Origin of the sequence: Streptomyces sp. DH37, from assembly GCF_029813835.1 — a bacterium.
Classification (GTDB): Bacteria; Actinomycetota; Actinomycetes; order Streptomycetales; family Streptomycetaceae; genus Streptomyces.
Genome location: NZ_JARVKV010000020.1, coordinates 1 through 16084, shown reverse-complemented (window position 1 = coordinate 16084; position 16084 = coordinate 1). Strand labels below are relative to the sequence as shown.

Here is a 16084-nt window from a genome sequence, read left to right as displayed (position 1 = left end):
CCGTCCGCCACACCCGTCGCGCCGCCGCGCCTCCGGCACGCCCCGCGCGGGACGGCGCACGGGGGGCCGCACGGGGCGGGAACGCCGAAGGGGCGCCCGCGACCGGCGTGCGGTCAGGAGGCCTTGGCCTTCGGCCTGGACTCCCCGGCCGCCGCCGCGACCGGAGCCGCCGCCTCGTAGAACTCCTCGCGGGGGTTCTCCACCGCGCCGAGCGAGACGACCTCGCGCTTGAGGAACATCGCGAGCGTCCAGTCCGCGAAGACCCGGATCTTGCGGTTCCAGGTCGGCACCGCCAGGCCGTGGTAGCCGCGGTGCATGTACCAGGCGAGCCGGCCCTTGAGCTTCAGCTTCACCTTCTTGCCGAGGACGATCATCGCGACGCCCTTGTGGAGGCCGAGGCCGGCGACGGCGCCCTTGTTGGCGTGCTTGTACTCGGACTGCGGGAAGCCCCGCATGCCCGACACCACGTTGTCGCCGAGCACCTTGGCCTGGCGCAGCGCGTGCTGGGCGTTCGGCGGGCACCAGGCGTTCTCGTTGCCCGCGGCGCGGCCGACGAGGTCCGGGACCTGGGCGTTGTCGCCCGCGGCCCAGACGTAGTCGGTGCCCTTGACCTGGAGCGTCGCCTCGGTGTCCACGTGGCCGCGGGGGCCCAGCGGCAGGCCGTAGCGGGCCAGCGCCGGGTTCGGCTTCACGCCGGCGGTCCACACGATGGTGTCGGAGTCCACCTCGAGGCCGTTCTTGAGCACCACGTGGCCGTCGACGCAGGAGTCCATCGACGTGGACAGGTAGACCTCCACGCCGCGCTTCTGGAGGTGTTCCAGACCCCACTTGCCGAGCTCGGGGCCGACCTCGGGGAGGATCTTGTCCGCGGCGTCGACGAGGATGAAGCGCATGTCCTCGCGGCGGACGTTGGAGTAGTACCTGGCCGCGTCGCGCGCCATGTCCTCGACCTCGCCGATGGTCTCGGCGCCGGCGAAGCCGCCGCCGACGAAGACGAAGGTGAGCGCCCGGCGGCGGACCTCCTCGTCGTTCGTGGAGTCGGCCTTGTCGAGCTGCTCCAGGACGTGGTTGCGCAGGCCGATGGCCTCCTCGACGCCCTTCATGCCGATGCCGTTCTCGGCCAGGCCGGGGATCGGGAAGGTCCTGGAGACGGCGCCGAGGGCGACGACTAGGTAGTCGAAGGGCAGCTCGTAGGCGTCGCCGACCAGCGGCGAGACCGTGGCGACCTTCCGATCCTGGTCGATGCCGGTGACGCGCCCGGTCAGTACCTCCGCCTTGGGCAGCACGCGTCGCAGCGGGACGACGACGTGGCGCGGGGAGATGGAGCCGGCGGCTGCTTCCGGCAGGAAGGGCTGGTACGTCATGTACGAGCGCGGGTCGACGACGGTGACGGTCGCCTCGCCGTACCGCATCTTCTTCAGGATGCGGCGCGCTGCGTACATACCGACGTACCCGCCACCCACTACGAGGATTCGCGGACGCTCCGTGGTGCTCATGCCATCGAGTATCCCCCGCCGTTCGGGTGGGGGCTCGTGAGGGTCTTCACAAGCACCTTACGGGTCTCTGCTACACTCCGCCGCCCCGTGATCGTCACCGCGTCCGGGATCGGGGACAGCCGCAGCTCACAGTGCGCTGCGCACCTGCTGTGAGCTGCGGCGTCGCTTCCCGGGGGCATCGGCCGGAAACACCGCGGACACGGCGGGGGGCGGCGCCCCGACACCCCCGAAACGGGCCCTTCCGGGCGGTGGAGCCCCGGAATCGCCGCTACTGACACGTAACATGGCCCTCTCTCGGGCTTTTCCTTGTGAAGAACTTCACGAACTTTTCCGGCGGGGTCCCGGCAGGGCCCCGGCGGAGCGCCTCGCCGCGGCTTCTGCGCCCGTTCGGCCGCTCTCCTGACGGCCCCGCCCGGACACCCCGCGGACGCGACTCACCGGCACCCGTGCGGACACGGCCGAGGGCGGCCCCACCGTGACGATGGCCGGACTGCCGGCGGACCTGTTCACGGAGCGGGGCGGCGACGCGGCGTGAAGTACGCCTTCCGGTTCACCCGGCGGCGCAGCGGCAGCTCCGGGCCGTCAGCCGACCCGACGCCATGCGCGTCCTGACCGCACTGACCGCACTGACCGCACCGACCGTGCCCGGGGACGACCCGTACCGCGAGGGCGCCGACGTCGGGAAGCTCGCCGCCCGCCGGGTCCCCACCGTCTCCGGGTCGGAAGCCACCGGGTCGCCTGCCGGATCGACGGCGGCGAACTCGTCGTCCCCGTCGTCGAGGTGGGCGGCCGGCGGAACGTCCACCGCACTCCGCAGCGCCCCGCCCCGGCGCCCCGCCACCGGCGCGCGTTCCCGGATCCGCCCGTCAGCGCGGGGCGGACACCACGCTCCAGGCGATCCCGCCGAGGATCGCGCACGAACGCGATTCCTCCTGAACACGCGTTGTGTACACGCAGGTGCGTACACTGGCTCCATGACTGAGAACACCGTGACCGTACGGGAAGCCCGCGCGCACCTCGCCGATCACATCAACCGGGCCGAGGAAGGTGTCCCGACCGTCATCACGCGCAACGGCGCCCCGGTGGCGGCCGTGGTCCCGATCGCAGACTTCGAAGCCCTGGAGGAAGCGGCCGACGTCATGCTGGCGCGCGAAGCCGAAGCGGTCCTGGCCGAGGGCGGCCCCACCGTGACGATGGCGGAACTGCTGGCGGACCTGTTCACCGAACAGAACGGCGACGCGGCGTGAAGTACGCCTTCCGGTTCACCACGGCGGCGCAGCGGCAGCTCCGGGCCGTCAGCCGACCCGACGCCATGCGCATCCTGACCGCGCTGACCGCGCTCGGCGACGACCCGTACCGCCAGGACGCCGACGTCAAGAAGCTCACCGGCCCGTCGGGCCTCTACCGGCTCCGGGTCGGAAGCTACAGAGTCGCCTATCAGATCAACGATGGTGAACTCGTCGTCCTCGTTGTCAAGGTGGGCGACCGGCGGGACGTCCACCGCAACCTCTGACGCCCCGCCCGGTGCCGGCATCGCCTGACAGTGCCCCTCAGCGCGCCTCAGCGCCCCTCAGCGGCGCAGCTGTGAGCGATCCCGTCCAGGATGTCGTGCTCGCTGACCACGACCTCCCGGGCCCCGGTGCGCTCCATGACCGCCTGGAGGACGAGGGCGCCCGCGCCGATCACGTCCACCCGGCCCGGGTGCATCACGGGGATCGCGGCCCGCTCGTCGTGGGTGGCGGCCAGCAGGCGCCCGGTGATCTCCGCGACCCGCTCGGCGGTGATCCGGGAGTGGTGGATGGCGGCCGAGTCGTACTCGGGCAGCCCCAGCGCGATGGCGCCGACGGTGGTGACCGAGCCCGCCAGGCCCACCAGCGTCCGCGCCTCGGACAGCGGGACGGTCTCCTCCGCGAGGTCCAGGGCGGCCTCGACGTCGGCCCTCATCGCGGCGACCTGCTCGGCGGCGGGGGGATCGGCGATGGCGCCGTCGCGCAGGAGGTGACGCTCGGTCAGGCGTACGCAGCCGATGTCCACGCTGCGGGCGGCCCGCACCCCGTCCTCGCCCACCACGAACTCCGTGGAGCCGCCGCCGATGTCCACCACCAGGTACGGCCCCGGCAGGTGCTCTCGCCCGGCCAGCTCCTTCGTGGCGCCGGTGAAGGAGAACGCCGCCTCCTGGTCGCCGGTGATCACCTCGGGCTCGACGCCCAGGATGTCCACGACCCCCCGCACGAAGTCGTCCCGGTTCTCGGCGTCGCGCGAGGCGGAGGTGGCGACGAAGCGGATGCGCTCGGGGGTGACGCCGTGCTCGCGGACGACGGCGGCGTACTCGCGGCAGGCCGCGAAGGTGCGCTCCAGCGCCTCGGGGGCCAGCCGCCCGGTGCGGTCCACGCCCTGGCCGAGGCGGACGATGGTCATGCGGCGGTCCAGGTCGGTCAGCTCGCCGGTGGCCGGGTCGAGGTCGGCGACGAGCAGCCGGATGGAGTTCGTCCCGCAGTCGATGGCGGCGACCCTGGTCATTCCGCGTCCCCCTCGCCGGCGCTCCCGGCGCCCTCGGCGCTCACGCACGCTCCCTTGCGCCACCACTCCGGCAGCATGGCGATCGCCTCGTCGCCCAGCGGGTTGACGCCGGGTCCGGCGGCCAGGGAGTGGGCCACCAGGACGTGCAGGCACTTCACGCGGTCGGGCATCCCGCCCGCGCTGGGGAAGCCCTCCAGCACCTCGATGGCGTCGCGGCGCGCGATGTAGTCCTCGTGCGCCCGGCGGTACGCGGCGGCCAGCTCCGGGTCGGTCCCCAGCCGCTCGGTCATCTCCCTCATCACGCCCTCGGCCTCCAGCGTGCCGATCGCGGAGGCCGCGCGGGGGCAGGTGAGGTAGTACGTGGTCGGGAAGGGCGTGCCGTCCTCCAGCCGCGGCGCCGTCTCCACCACGTCGGGCTGTCCGCAGGGGCAGCGGTGCGCGATGGCGCGCAGACCGCGCGGCGGGCGGCCGAGCTGCTGCCTGAAGGCCTCGACGTCGGCTTCGGTGGGTGCGGTGGGCTCGGTGCGGGGCGGGGGCGTTTCCATGGGCCCAGGATGCCTCAGGGGTGTCGGGGCCGGGCGCGGGGGCCCGGCGGGCGGTTCAGGGGCGCCGGCCGGCGGGGCCGGCGGCGTCCGCGGCGTCCACGCCGTCCCACAGGTGCCGGTACCAGGCCCGGTCGGCGGGGGCGGTGGTGCGCCGGGAGCGGGACGCGCCGTCGGCGGTCCGGTCGGCCGTGTCGGCCGTGCCGTCGGGGAGCGTGTAGCCGGTCTCGCCGGGGCGCACGTAGAGCAGGTGCTCGCGGATCATCCGCTCGACGTAGGCCGGGTCCTGCCAGCGGGCCTTCTGGTCGCGCCTGTCCTCGACACGGCCGCGCAGCTCCTCGACCAGGCGCCGCTGCTCGTCGATCTCCGCGCGCTGCGAGACGTACTGCCGCATCGGGTAGGCGAGGGCCACGACGAGGGAGCACAGCACCAGGACGAGCAGCGCGGCGCGGCCGGTCAGCCGGCTGCGGCGGGGAGCGCGCATCCGGCGGTTCTGGGCGCGGTAGACGCGCTCGGCCGCCTGTGTGCCCAGCGCCCTGAGCCTGGTCGCGGTGGAGAACCGGTCCCGGTCCGCGGCCACCTCGCCTCCCTGTCGCCCTGTCGTCACCCTGCCGGCGCCGTCATCACCGTCATCACCGTCGGCACCGCCGTGCGCCGCCGTCACCGCCGCCGTGCGCCGACGCGTCCCCGCCACCGTACGGGACGGCGACGGGGACGCGGGTACGGCGGGTGCCGGCGGGTCCGCCTCGGCGGCTCCGCCGGCACCCGCCGCGGAGCGGCTGTGCCTACTGGTCCGCGGAGCGGAAGCGCGGGAACGCCGAGCGGCCGGCGTACACCGCGGCGTCGTCGAGGATCTCCTCGATGCGCAGCAGCTGGTTGTACTTGGCGACGCGCTCGGAGCGGGCCGGGGCGCCGGTCTTGATCTGGCCGCAGTTGGTGGCGACGGCCAGGTCGGCGATGGTGACGTCCTCGGTCTCGCCGGAGCGGTGGGACATCATGCACTTGAAGCCGTTGCGCTGGGCCAGCTCGACGGCGTCCAGGGTCTCGGTCAGGGAGCCGATCTGGTTGACCTTGACCAGCAGGGCGTTGCCGGCGCCCTCCTCGATGCCGCGGGCCAGGCGCTCGGGGTTGGTGACGAACAGGTCGTCGCCGACGAGCTGGACCTTGTCGCCGAGGCGCTCGGTGATGGTCTTCCAGCCCTCCCAGTCGTCCTCGAACAGCGGGTCCTCGATGGAGACCAGCGGGTACGCCTCGACCAGCTCGGCGTAGTAGTCGGTCATCTGGGCGGCGGTGCGCTCCTGGCCCTCGAAGACGTAGCGGCCGTCCTTGTGGAACTCGGAGGCGGCGACGTCCAGGGCGAGGGCGATGTCCTGGCCGGGGGTGTAGCCGGCCTGCCTGATCGCCTCCAGGATGAGGTCGAGCGCCTCGCGGTTGGAGCCGAGGTTCGGGGCGAAGCCGCCCTCGTCGCCCAGACCGGTGGAGAGCTCGCGCTCCTTCAGCACCTTCTTGAGGGTGTGGTAGACCTCGGTGCCCCAGCGCAGGGCCTCGGAGAAGGACTCGGCGCCGATCGGCGCGATCATGAACTCCTGGATGTCCACGTTGGAGTCGGCGTGCGAGCCGCCGTTGAGGATGTTCATCATCGGGACCGGCAGCAGGTGCGCGTTCGGTCCGCCGAGGTAGCGGAAGAGCGGCAGGTCGGACGCCTCGGAGGCGGCGTGCGCGACGGCCAGCGAGACGCCGAGGATGGCGTTGGCGCCGAGGGAGGACTTGTCCGGGGTGGCGTCCAGGTCGAACATCGCCTGGTCGATCAGGCGCTGCTCGGTGGCGTCGTACCCGACCAGCTCCGGGCCGATCTGCTCGATGACGGCGAGGACGGCCTTCTCGACGCCCTTGCCGCCGTAGCGGCTCTTGTCTCCGTCACGCAGCTCAAGGGCCTCGAAGGCGCCGGTCGAGGCGCCGGACGGAACGGCCGCACGGCCGGTGCTGCCGTCGTCGAGGCCGACCTCGACCTCGACCGTGGGGTTGCCTCGCGAGTCGAGGATCTCGCGGGCCACTACGACGTCGATGGACGGCACGAGGGTCTCCTTCGTGTGTGTCGGGCGTGTGTGTCGGGTCTCAGTGCCCTGAGCCTATCCGGCCCGCGCACGCCACCTCGCCGAGAGCCCGTGCCATACGGCGGAACGGGTGGTGAAATCCCAGTTCAGAGGGGGCGGAAGCGGTTTGTTTCCAAATTGAATAAACCCGGTGCGGCGCGCCCTCCGCCGAGGGAGGTGACACACCGCACCGGGTCGGCGCCGCCGGGTGACGATCCGGGCGGGCCGGGACGGGCGCAGCGGGGGATCAGACCCTGAGCTGCTGGCCGGGGAAGATCAGGTTGGGGTCGTCGCCGATGACGTCCGCGTTGTCCTCGTAGACCTGCTGCCAGGTGGTGCCGTGGGCGGCGGCGATGGCGCGGAGCGTGTCGCCGGACTTGACGGTGTAGCCGGTCTCGGCGCCGTCCCGGCTGTCGCCGCCCTCCCGGCCGGAGACGTCCGGGGACGCCGACCGCCCCTGCGACTGGGCCTGGGACTGCTCCTGGGACTGCTCCTGGGACTGGGATCGGGGCTGGGACTGGGGCTGGGGGGAGTGCTTCCGCCCGGCGCCGGGGCCGGCGGTGGCGCCGGAGCCGCCGTCCGGGTCCACCTGCGCCGGGGGGCCGCCGGCGGTGAGGCCGCCCTCGTCCGCGCAGGCCCAGGCGCGCGGGCCCTGCATGGCCAGCAGGCGCTCGGCCACGGCGATCTGCTGCTCCCTGGTGGCGAGGTCGGCGCGCGGTGCGTACCGGGTGCCGCCGGCGGCCTCCCAGCTCGACTGCGAGAACTGCAGACCGCCGTAGTAGCCGTTGCCGGTGTTGATGGACCAGTCACCGCCGGACTCGCACCGGGCCACCCGCTCCCAGGTCTCCACGGAGGCGGCCGACGCGTCCGGCGCGCCCGCCACCGGAACGGCGATGGCGGCGCCCGCGGCGCCCGTCAGGGCGGCCGCGCGAACGGCTCTGGCGGTACGGCTGTCGTGACCCTTGCCGGTGAACAGCATGGACGTCCCTCTCACCGACGCCTGCGAGGTGAGCTGTCGGGTTCGGGCAGTGAGCAAGCCCGGCCGTCCGGGACTCGGAGTCCCGGGCGACTTCACCCCAAGCCGTTCCGGACCCTGCGGTCCGGAGCGGCGCCTACCTGGTTCCCCCGCTCCTGCCATCGGCGCTGGCGCGACGACTACCCACCGGCCGCCGGCAGGATTCGGCGCTGCGGTCGGTGGCACTCGCGGTCGCGAGCGACACGACGGTAAGCACACCAGGGCATACACCTCAAAGCATGTCAGAAACCGCCCATTCACCCTTCCTGACGCCTGGAAGGGTGGAACCGCCCAGGTCAGGCGAGTGGCGTTAGGCCGGATAGGAAGGACACGCCGCAGTAGCCCGGGAGGGTCATCCCGCAGAGCCGTCCGCACTCATCCGAGGGTGAGCTCCTGTCCCGGCAGGATCAGGTCCGGATCCTCGCCCACGACGTCCTTGTTGCTCTCGTACAACCCGCTCCAGCCGCCCCGCACCTCGTTCTCCCGGGCGATCGTCACGAGCGAGTCCCCGGGCCGCACGAGGTAGCCCTCGTCCGCCGCACGGACCCCCAGTCCGCTCACGGACCTCGCCAGCGCGGAGCGGCCGGCCCGGCCGGCACGGTCGGCGGCCTCCTCGGACCGCTCGCCGCCGACGGCTTCCTGACCCTCCGACGGCTGACCCCCCGTCCGCTCCTCCGGCGCCAGCTCGCGCGGGTCGCGCTCGCCGCGGTGCTTTCCGGTGCCCTCCGGCACCTCGGCGCCGGAGGCGTCGTCCCCGCCGTCCTCCGCGCGGACGTCCTCCCCGCGGGCGTCCTCCGAGGCCCTCTCCCCGCCGCCGGTCCCGGCCTTCGGGGCGGCGCCGGCGCCCGGTTCGGCGTCCGCGCCGCCGGCCTCCGCGTCGCCGCCGGTCCCGCCGTCCTTCCCCGCGGCCGGGGAGTCCCGGCCGTCGTCGTCCGGCACGTCGCCGGTCGGCGCGCCGTCGGTCGGCAGGAGGCCGTCCCCGACGCTCCGGTCGCCCTCGCCGCCCTGCGCGTCCTCCTCCGGCAGGAGGTTGTCCGGGTCGATGGCCGGGGCCTCGCCGGTGGTGTCGTGGCGCAGCCCGGCGTTGACGCCGCAGGAGGGCCAGGCGTCCGGCCCCTGGTCGGCGAGGATCTTCTCGGCTACCGCGATCTGCTGGCTGCGGCTGGCGAGGTCGGGGCGCTTGGCGTACGCCGTGCCGCCGTACCGCTCCCAGGTCTCCTGGGTGAGCTGGAGGCCGCCGTAGTAGCCGTTGCCGGTGTCGGCGCTCCACAGGCCGCCGCTCTCGCACTGCGCGACCCGGTCCCAGGTGTCGAGGTCGGCCGCCTGCGCGCCCGAGGCCCCGAGGAGGGGCATGGCGATTCCCGCACCGGTGACTCCGGCCGTGACGAAGATGGCGGGAGCCTGGCGGGGGCGGCGGTGTCTACCGTTCCCGGAGAGCATGTGTGGGGCCTCTCGTACGTGGAAAGCCAACAGGGTTGAGCGGTTGACGGCTGAACGTAGCGTCACCGGCCCGATCATCACAAGCCAGTGTCGCGTAGATCACGTGTAGATCACATAAGTGACTGTGTGTCACCCGCGTACCGGTTCGAACTCCACCGGGAGCTCCCGCAGTCCGCGCATGATGAGGCCGCCCCGCCAGCGCAAATCGGCAGGTTCCGCCGCGAGCCGCAGGTCAGGGAGGCGGCCCAGCAGGGTCTCCAGGGCGGTCCGCCCCTCCAGCCGGGCCAGCGGCGCTCCCAGGCAGTAGTGGATGCCGTGGCCGTAGCCGAGGTGCTGGTTGTCACTCCGCGTGAGGTCCAGTGTGTCCGGGTCGTCGAACCTCGAGGGATCGCGGTCGGCGGCGGCCAGCACCACCAGCACCGGGTCCCCGGTCCCGATCCGCTGCCCGCCGATCTCCAGCGGCTCGGTGGCGAACCGCCAGGTCGCCAGCTCCACCGGACCGTCGTAGCGCAGCAGTTCCTCCACCCCGGTCCGCAGCAGACCGGTGTCGCCCGCCGCCAGCGCGTCCTGGAGCAGCCGCCGCTGCCCGGGGTCGCGCAGCAGCGCGTACACGCCGTTGCCGATGAGGTTGACGGTGGTCTCGAAACCGGCGAACAGGAGGATGAACGCCATCGCCGCGGCCTCGTTCTCCGTCAGGTGCTCGCCGTGGTCGCTCGCCCGGATCAGTCCGGAGATCAGGTCGTCGCCCAGGTCGCCGCGCTTGCGGTGGATCAGCTCGGCCAGGTACGCGCGCATCCGCTTCACCGCCCGGCCCACCCCTCCCCTCGGGCCGCCGCCGTGGCGGATCATCATGCCCGCCCAGTCGCGGAAGTCGTCCTGGTCCTCGGCCGGGACGCCGAGCATGTCGCAGATGGCGTAGATGGGCAGCGGAAACGCGAACTCGTGGATGAGGTCGGCGCTCCCGCGCTCCGCGAAGCCGTCGATGAGCCGGTCGGCCAGCTCGCGCACACGCGGCTCGAAGGCCGCCACGCGGCGCGGCGTGAACGCCTTGGACACCAGCCGGCGCAGCCGGGTGTGGTCGGGCGGGTCGATGTTGAGCAGGTGCGTCATCAGGTTCGCGCTGCGCTCCCCCGGGATCCCCACCTTGCCCTTGCCGTGCGCGGCCTCGCTGTGGTGGACGGGGTTCTTGCTCAGCCGGGGGTCGGCCAGCGTCTCGCGCGCGTCGGCGTACCGCGTCACCAGCCACGCCTCGACCCCGCTGGGCAGCACGGTCCGGTGCACGGGCGCGTGCTCGCGCAGCCAGGCGTACGCCGGGTAGGGGTCGGTGGCGAATTCGTGGGTGAACAGGGCGGGCATGGGTGGGGGAGGCGCGGCGGGCATGGGTGGGGGAGACACAGCGGGCATGGGTGGGGGAGACACAGCGGGCATGGGTGGGGGAGACACAGCGGGCGCGGGTGGGCGAGACGCGGCGGGCGCGGGTGGGAGGGACCCGGCGGGCTGGGGCGGGGTGCGGTCGGCGTCGGCGTTCTCGTGGTCCACGCTCCCGACGCTAACGCGCCCGCCGGCCGCCCGTGGCGGGGGCCCGGGGAGCCCTGCGCGGCGGCCGGTGACGGCCGGTCCCGCACGGGCGGGGACCGCGGTCGCGCCTGCCCGGCGCTCACCGCCCGGCCGGTCCGCACAGGGTCCACCGGCTCCGTTCCGGCCCCGGCATGGGCCGTCGGCCGGAGGGGTACAGCGGAAGGACGTATACGGCCATACCTCCGGAAGGAGGGCAAAGTGCCTTCATACTCCTCTCCCCCTCCACAGGACTGGGGCTACCACGGGGACTACCACGGGGAGCCGGAGCCCGAACCGCCGCCTCCCGAGCCCCCCGCCGCGCGGCCCCGCGACGGGATGGGGGTCGCCGCCCTCGTGCTCGGGCTGATCGCCCTGGTGATGTTCTGGACCGCCCTCCTCGGCGTGATCGCGGGAGTGCTGGCGGTCGTGTTCGGCGTCGTCGGCTACCGCCGCGCCGGGCGGGGCGAGGCGACCAACGGCTGGATGGCCCTCACCGGGGCGATCACGGGCTTCGTCGGCCTGGTGCTCGCCGCCGCCGTCATCGCCGCGGGCGTGGCCTTCCTCAACTCCGACGAGGTGGACGACTTCCGCGCCTGCATGCGGAACGCGGACACCTCCTCCGAGCGCCAGGACTGCGTGGAGGACCTGCGCGACCGGTACTGGTGAGGCGGTACCGGTGAGGCGCCACCGGTGGCGGCGCGCCCCCGTGAACGGACCGGGCCCGCCGTCTCACCCGCCGCGGCGGCCCTCCCCCGGCAGCGTCAGCGCGATCAGCGGCAGGCAGCACGCCAGGACCGCCGCGCCGGTGCGGAAGGCCAGGGCGTAGCCCGGGGCGAGGGTGTCCGGGACGTCGCCGGCGATGCGGGAGGCGGCGACGGTGGAGAGCACCGCCAGGCCCAGGGAGCCGCCCATGGTGCGGGAGGTGTTCACCATCGCCGAGACCACGCCCGCGTCCCGGTGCGGGGCGCCGGAGGTGGCCAGGGAGGCCAGCGGGGTGGCCAGCAGGCCGGTGCCGAGCATCGTGACGACCCCGGGCCCCATGACCGTGGCCGCGTAGCCGCCGTCGGCGGACATCACGGCGCTGAACCAGAGGAACCCGCCCGTCGCCAGCGCCACGCCCGCCAGGGCGGTGTTCCTGGCCCCGGCCCGGTGCATCAGCCGGGGCGCGAACTTGGATCCGGCGACGACGCTGAGCGAGTGCGGCAGGAAGCCCAGGCCCGCCTGGAGGGGCGTGAGGAGCAGCACGTTCTGCATGTACAACGACATGAAGTACCAGGAGGAGACCAGCGCGGCGCCGCAGACGAACATCGCGGCGTTGGCGGCCGACACCGACGGCAGCCGGAACAGGCGCAGCGGCATCAGCGGCGCCCCGGCACGGGCCTCGACCGCGACGAAGGCCCCCAGCAGCGCCAGCCCGCCCAGCAGGGGCACGAGCGTGGCCGGCTCCGTCCAGCCGGCGGCCTCCGTCTGCACGATCCCGTACGCCACCGCGCCGAGCCCGCCCGTGACCAGCACCGCGCCGGGCACGTCGAGGCGGCTGCCGCCCCCGGCGGGGTGGTCGGGCGACAGCCGGAGGGCCACCGCGAGGAGGACGAGCACGCCGATCGGCACGTTGACCAGCAGCACCCAGCGCCAGGAGAGCGCGTCGGTGAGCACGCCGCCGACGAACCCGCCGGCCGCGCCGCCCCCGGCGCCCACCGCCGTCCAGGTGCCGACGGCCCGGGCGCGGGCCGGTCCCTCGGGGACGGAGGTGGTGAGCAGGGTGAGGGTGGACGGGGCGAGGACGGCGGCCCCCGTCCCCTGCACGGCCCGCGCGGCCAGCAGCTGCCAGGGCTCCTGGGCGAGGCCGCCCGCGAGGCTGGCGGCCGTGAACAGGCCGAGTCCGGCCAGGAACACGCGCTTGCGCCCGAAGAGGTCACCGGCCCGCCCGCCCAGCAGCATGAACCCGGCGAACGTCAGGGTGTAGGTGTTGACGACCCACTGCAGCCCCTCGGCGTCCATCTCCAGGCCGGCGCGTATGGACGGCAGCGCGACGTTGACGACGGAGACGTCGAGGACGACGAGGAACTGGCCCGCGCACGCGGCGAGCACGACCAGCCACGGCGACCGGGCCGGGCCCGCCGCGGATATCCCCTGGGTACCGGCTTCGGCCGGGCGCTTGGCCATGACGTCCATGCTAGGGAGCCGCGGCTCTCCGCCCGGCCGCCCGGCTCAGCCCGGTGGCCGGATTCCGGAGGCGGGCGTGCGGACGAGGTCCCCGACCGGCAGGCAGTCGCCCGCCAGGGAGATCTCCCCCGGCCCGCACGTCCGCGCCGGAAGGGGCGCGAGGGTCGGCAGGCCGGTGGGGAGCGGCGGCGGGTACGCCGGCCGCGACGGGTACGAGGGGGACGTCGGGTACGAGGGGTACGGCGGGTACGGGGTGAGCCGGGTGACCGGGGTGCCGGGGTAGGAGGGCCGCTCCGTCCCGTCGTCGCCGGTGAACATGCTCCACACGAACACCGTCGCGACCACCCCCAGGACGACCCTCGCCCCCACGTCGCCGGCCCGTCCCCCGGGCTCCGCGCCGCCGGGCCCGGCGGACGGGTCGGGCCCGCCGGGCGGCCGGGCCAGCGGGCCGGTGCGGTCCAGCGCCGCCGCCGTGTTGACGCCGCACAGGACGAGCCGGGCGCGCAGCAGCGGCACGGCGCCGGGGTCGGCCGCCGCCGCCCGTGCCAGCTCCACCGCCTCCCGGGCCTCGTCGTCGTAGGCGACCAGGGCGCTCGGCGCCGTCCAGCGCGGACTCCACCCCGCCCGCCCGGCGGCGGACAGCCCCTGGCCGGTCAGGGTCTCCAGCGCCTGCGCCGGCGATCCCGGCAGCCCCCACTGGGCCGTGCCCCAGTCCGCGTCGTGCAGCGCTCCGGCCAGCTCCTCGCCGCGCCCGGCCTCCAGCAGGTCCAGGACGGCGTCCAGGGTGGGGTCCGGCGGGCCGCCGAGCCGGGCGAGGGGGCCGCGCAGGTCCTCGACGGCCTGGACCATCTGCGCCTCGGCGGCGTCGTCCAGCCAGTCCTGCCACGGCTGCCCGAGCCTGCGGGGCCCGGAGGCCGGGAGGAGCGGACGCAGCAGGGAGCCCCAGACGCCCTCGGGAAGCCGGAGGTACGCCTCCACCGCCGTCCGTCCCCGGCCGGGGACGGACGGCGGGAATCCTGCCGGGGCGTCCGGGCGGCGGGCGAGGACGGCCAGGCGGCGGCTCAGCGGCGGGTGGGAGTCCAGGCGGGAGCGCGGCGGCTCCGGCATCCGCCGCCGCCACTCCTCCAGCGCCTCGGCGTAGTCGGGGTCGGCCAGCATCAGGGCGAAGGGGCGCAGCGGGTCGTCGGGCGTCCGGCCGCGTCCGACCATGGGGTCCAGCAGCCTGGTCCGGTAGTCGTCCCAGGCCGCGCCGACGGCGTGGACGGCGGTCAGGGCGGACGCCGTGGCCTCGCGCCCCGCGACGGCCGCCGCGGCGGCGTCCGCCTGGAACTCCTGGCGCCGCCGCACGCCGAAGGTGACGGCGTCGAACAGCCACGCGTACGCCCCCAGCAGCCGGGCCTGGAGCCCGGAGTAGAGCGCCACCATGACGTTGCGTCCCGCCGCCTCCGCGATGCCCGTCCGCGCCGCGCGCAGGGCGGCCGAGCCCCGGTGGGCGGTCGCCGCGAACCGGGTGTGCCGCCGCGCGTAGTGGCCCAGCTCGTGGCAGAGGACCGCCCGCAGCTCGTCCTCGCGCAGCCCCGCCAGCAGCGGGACGCCGATCTCCATGCGCCGCGCGGAGACCCCCAGTCCGAGGCGGGTCTCCTCGCTGACCGACGCGTTGGCCTCCAGCGTCAGCCGGATCTCGGTCGGCTCGGGCGCGCCCACCGCCCGGGCCAGGCCGGTGACCGCCTCCCACAGCTCCGGCGCCTGCCCGCGGGTGACCGCCCGGCCCCGGCGGTCGACCGGGGCGCGCCCGCCGGAGAACAGACCGCGCAGCACCGCCAGCACGGCCGGCAGGCCGAAGGCGATGGCGTACAGCGGCGCCGGCGTGGTCAGCCGCGTGCCGTCGACCACCACCACCCACACCACCCCGGCCGACAGGACGGCGTAGAGCAGCACGAGCGTCCACGACACCGCGTAGAAGCCGCCCACCAGGACCAGTGCGAGCGCGGTCCGCAGCAGGGCACCCAACGTCGCCGTCATCCCCTCCCCCTCCGGCACGGTCCTCCGCTGTCATCGTCCCCGGCGGCGGCGCGGCGGAAGCGGTTTTTCCACCACCGCGGGCGGAAGACGGCGGAGCGCGGGGTTCCGGGAAGGTTTTCGGTCACGTACGCCTCCGGCGGCCGGGGTCCCGTCCCCGCTCGCGGCGCATCGCCGCCGCCCGGCCGCGCGCCGACGCCGCGCGGGATTGTCCGGAACCGGTCCCCTGGATCGCCCCGCTCGGCGCACGCCGGAGGTGAGCGCCCGGCCGCCTCCGCCCCGGGGTGCTCCCCGTGCCCCGGGGCCGCGGGCGGGCCGTCCTGTGCGCCGCCGCGGGCGGGAGGGGGCGAGGCCGGCGCCGCGCGGGCCCGACCAGGGATCCGTTTGCGGTGGCCGTCGCCGGGAAGCCGGTCCTCGGATCAACACATTTTGCACACAAGGCTGTTGACACGTTCCCACATGAGCACAGGAGAGCGGGTTTCTCCACCGATGCCCCGTTCGGGCAGGGCGGTCGGAGGCCCGTGGCGGAACCGACGCGTTCGTCTCCCCGCTCATCCGACCGAAAGGACGCCGCAGTGGCTTCGTACTCCTCGCCGCAGGGCTACCCCGGCACCCCGGGGCCGGCCGGACGACCGCCCCGCAACGGGCTGGGCATCGCCGCCCTCGTGGTCGGTGTGATCGGCCTGCTGCTGTTCTGGACCGTCCTCGGCGGCATACTGCTGGGCATCGTGGCCGTCGTCCTGGGCATCATCGGCTTCCGCCGCGCGAAGAAGGGCGAGGCGACCAACGGCGCGATGGCGCTGATCGGCGCCATCGCGGGCGGTCTCGCGCTGGTGGCGTCCGTCGTCATCATCGCCGCCGGGGTCTCCCTGCTGAACTCCGAGGAGTTCGACAACCTCGAGGAGTGCCTGCGGAACGCCAACAGCACCGCCGAGGAGCAGCAGTGCGAGCGGGACTTCCGCGACGAGGTCGAGCAGCGCTGAGCCGGGCGCGCACGACGCGCGACGCGCACCGTGGCCCCTGCGGCGTCCGTGGACGCCGCAGGGGCCACGTACGTCCCGGACGCTCCGGCGCGGTCGGGCGGCCGGCCCGGACGGCCGTGAACGGAACGACGGCCAGGCCCCGGACGGGCACGGCGCCCGGCGGCACGGCAGCCCGTCGGCTCCTTCGACGCACTCGCCGCACTTGACGCAACTGCCGGCCTCACCGTCGCGGTGCGGCGGCGGACGCCGCCGC

The 16084-nt window shown here is 74.6% G+C and carries 14 protein-coding genes, 2 pseudogenes and 1 riboswitch; of the genes and pseudogenes, 6 read left to right on the top strand and 10 right to left on the bottom strand.

The features are described from left to right. Window positions 1-113: 113 nt before the first annotated feature. On the bottom strand, window positions 114-1496 hold the full coding sequence (locus tag QC029_RS12895; protein ID WP_279555761.1) for an NAD(P)/FAD-dependent oxidoreductase: 1383 nt from the start codon (window positions 1494-1496) through the stop codon (window positions 114-116). A gap of 457 nt (window positions 1497-1953) precedes the next feature. Between QC029_RS12895 and QC029_RS12890 the strand changes: the two are divergent. The 4 genes and pseudogenes from QC029_RS12890 to QC029_RS12875 all read left to right on the top strand — a co-directional run. After that, window positions 1954-2031, top strand: a pseudogene (locus QC029_RS12890) (prevent-host-death protein); the annotation flags it as partial. Then, a pseudogene (locus QC029_RS12885) lies at window positions 2028-2304 on the top strand (type II toxin-antitoxin system RelE/ParE family toxin); the annotation flags it as partial. The pseudogenes QC029_RS12890 and QC029_RS12885, both read left to right, overlap by 4 nt. A 166-nt stretch (window positions 2305-2470) precedes the next feature. Next, window positions 2471-2743, top strand: a complete 273-nt coding sequence (locus tag QC029_RS12880) for a type II toxin-antitoxin system Phd/YefM family antitoxin (RefSeq protein ID WP_030739901.1) — start codon at window positions 2471-2473, stop codon at window positions 2741-2743. Further along, window positions 2740-3009: a type II toxin-antitoxin system RelE/ParE family toxin gene (locus QC029_RS12875; RefSeq protein WP_279555760.1), complete on the top strand. Its 270-nt coding sequence runs from the start codon at window positions 2740-2742 to the stop codon at window positions 3007-3009. Before QC029_RS12880 ends, QC029_RS12875 begins: the two co-directional genes overlap by 4 nt. Before the next feature lie 47 nt (window positions 3010-3056). Here the strand turns inward: QC029_RS12875 and QC029_RS12870 are convergent, their stop codons facing one another. The 7 genes from QC029_RS12870 to QC029_RS12840 all read right to left on the bottom strand — a co-directional run bounded on the left by QC029_RS12870 (window position 3057) and on the right by QC029_RS12840 (window position 10510). Then, window positions 3057-4016, bottom strand: a complete 960-nt coding sequence (locus QC029_RS12870) for a Ppx/GppA phosphatase family protein (RefSeq protein ID WP_279555759.1) — start codon at window positions 4014-4016, stop codon at window positions 3057-3059. Beyond that, the gene (locus QC029_RS12865; protein ID WP_279555758.1) at window positions 4013-4561 is read right to left on the bottom strand and encodes a DUF501 domain-containing protein; all 549 of its coding nucleotides are present in this window, start codon (window positions 4559-4561) and stop codon (window positions 4013-4015) included. Before QC029_RS12865 ends, QC029_RS12870 begins: the two co-directional genes overlap by 4 nt. A 55-nt stretch (window positions 4562-4616) precedes the next feature. After that, window positions 4617-5138 (bottom strand): septum formation initiator family protein, encoded by a 522-nt coding sequence (locus tag QC029_RS12860; protein ID WP_279555757.1) that lies wholly within the window; start codon window positions 5136-5138, stop codon window positions 4617-4619. A 205-nt stretch (window positions 5139-5343) separates the two neighbouring features. Continuing rightward, complete coding sequence (gene eno, locus QC029_RS12855; protein ID WP_279555756.1) at window positions 5344-6633, bottom strand: phosphopyruvate hydratase; 1290 nt, start codon at window positions 6631-6633, stop codon at window positions 5344-5346. 265 nt (window positions 6634-6898) lie between these two features. Then, complete coding sequence (locus tag QC029_RS12850; protein ID WP_279555755.1) at window positions 6899-7630, bottom strand: transglycosylase family protein; 732 nt, start codon at window positions 7628-7630, stop codon at window positions 6899-6901. A gap of 3 nt (window positions 7631-7633) precedes the next feature. Further along, window positions 7634-7810, bottom strand: a riboswitch (cyclic di-AMP (ydaO/yuaA leader). A gap of 231 nt (window positions 7811-8041) precedes the next feature. Beyond that, window positions 8042-9019, bottom strand: coding sequence for a transglycosylase family protein (locus QC029_RS12845; RefSeq protein ID WP_279555754.1), 978 nt, complete (start codon window positions 9017-9019; stop codon window positions 8042-8044). Between the two features lie 216 nt (window positions 9020-9235). Then, the gene (locus tag QC029_RS12840; protein ID WP_279555753.1) at window positions 9236-10510 is read right to left on the bottom strand and encodes a cytochrome P450; all 1275 of its coding nucleotides are present in this window, start codon (window positions 10508-10510) and stop codon (window positions 9236-9238) included. Between the two features lie 372 nt (window positions 10511-10882). Between QC029_RS12840 and QC029_RS12835 the strand changes: the two genes are divergently transcribed. Then, window positions 10883-11329 (top strand): DUF4190 domain-containing protein, encoded by a 447-nt coding sequence (locus QC029_RS12835; RefSeq protein WP_279555752.1) that lies wholly within the window; start codon window positions 10883-10885, stop codon window positions 11327-11329. Between the two features lie 63 nt (window positions 11330-11392). On the opposite strand, the gene QC029_RS12830 is transcribed toward QC029_RS12835, so the two are convergent. Together QC029_RS12830 and QC029_RS12825 are read right to left on the bottom strand one after the other, a co-directional pair. After that, a complete protein-coding gene (locus tag QC029_RS12830; protein WP_279555751.1) occupies window positions 11393-12838 on the bottom strand; it encodes an MFS transporter in 1446 nt (481 codons plus the stop codon). A 36-nt stretch (window positions 12839-12874) separates the two neighbouring features. Continuing rightward, window positions 12875-14851 (bottom strand): M48 family metallopeptidase, encoded by a 1977-nt coding sequence (locus QC029_RS12825; RefSeq protein ID WP_279555750.1) that lies wholly within the window; start codon window positions 14849-14851, stop codon window positions 12875-12877. A 572-nt stretch (window positions 14852-15423) separates the two neighbouring features. Between QC029_RS12825 and QC029_RS12820 the strand changes: the two genes are divergently transcribed. Next, a complete protein-coding gene (locus tag QC029_RS12820) occupies window positions 15424-15831 on the top strand; it encodes a DUF4190 domain-containing protein (protein ID WP_279555749.1) in 408 nt (135 codons plus the stop codon). Window positions 15832-16084 lie beyond the last annotated feature (253 nt).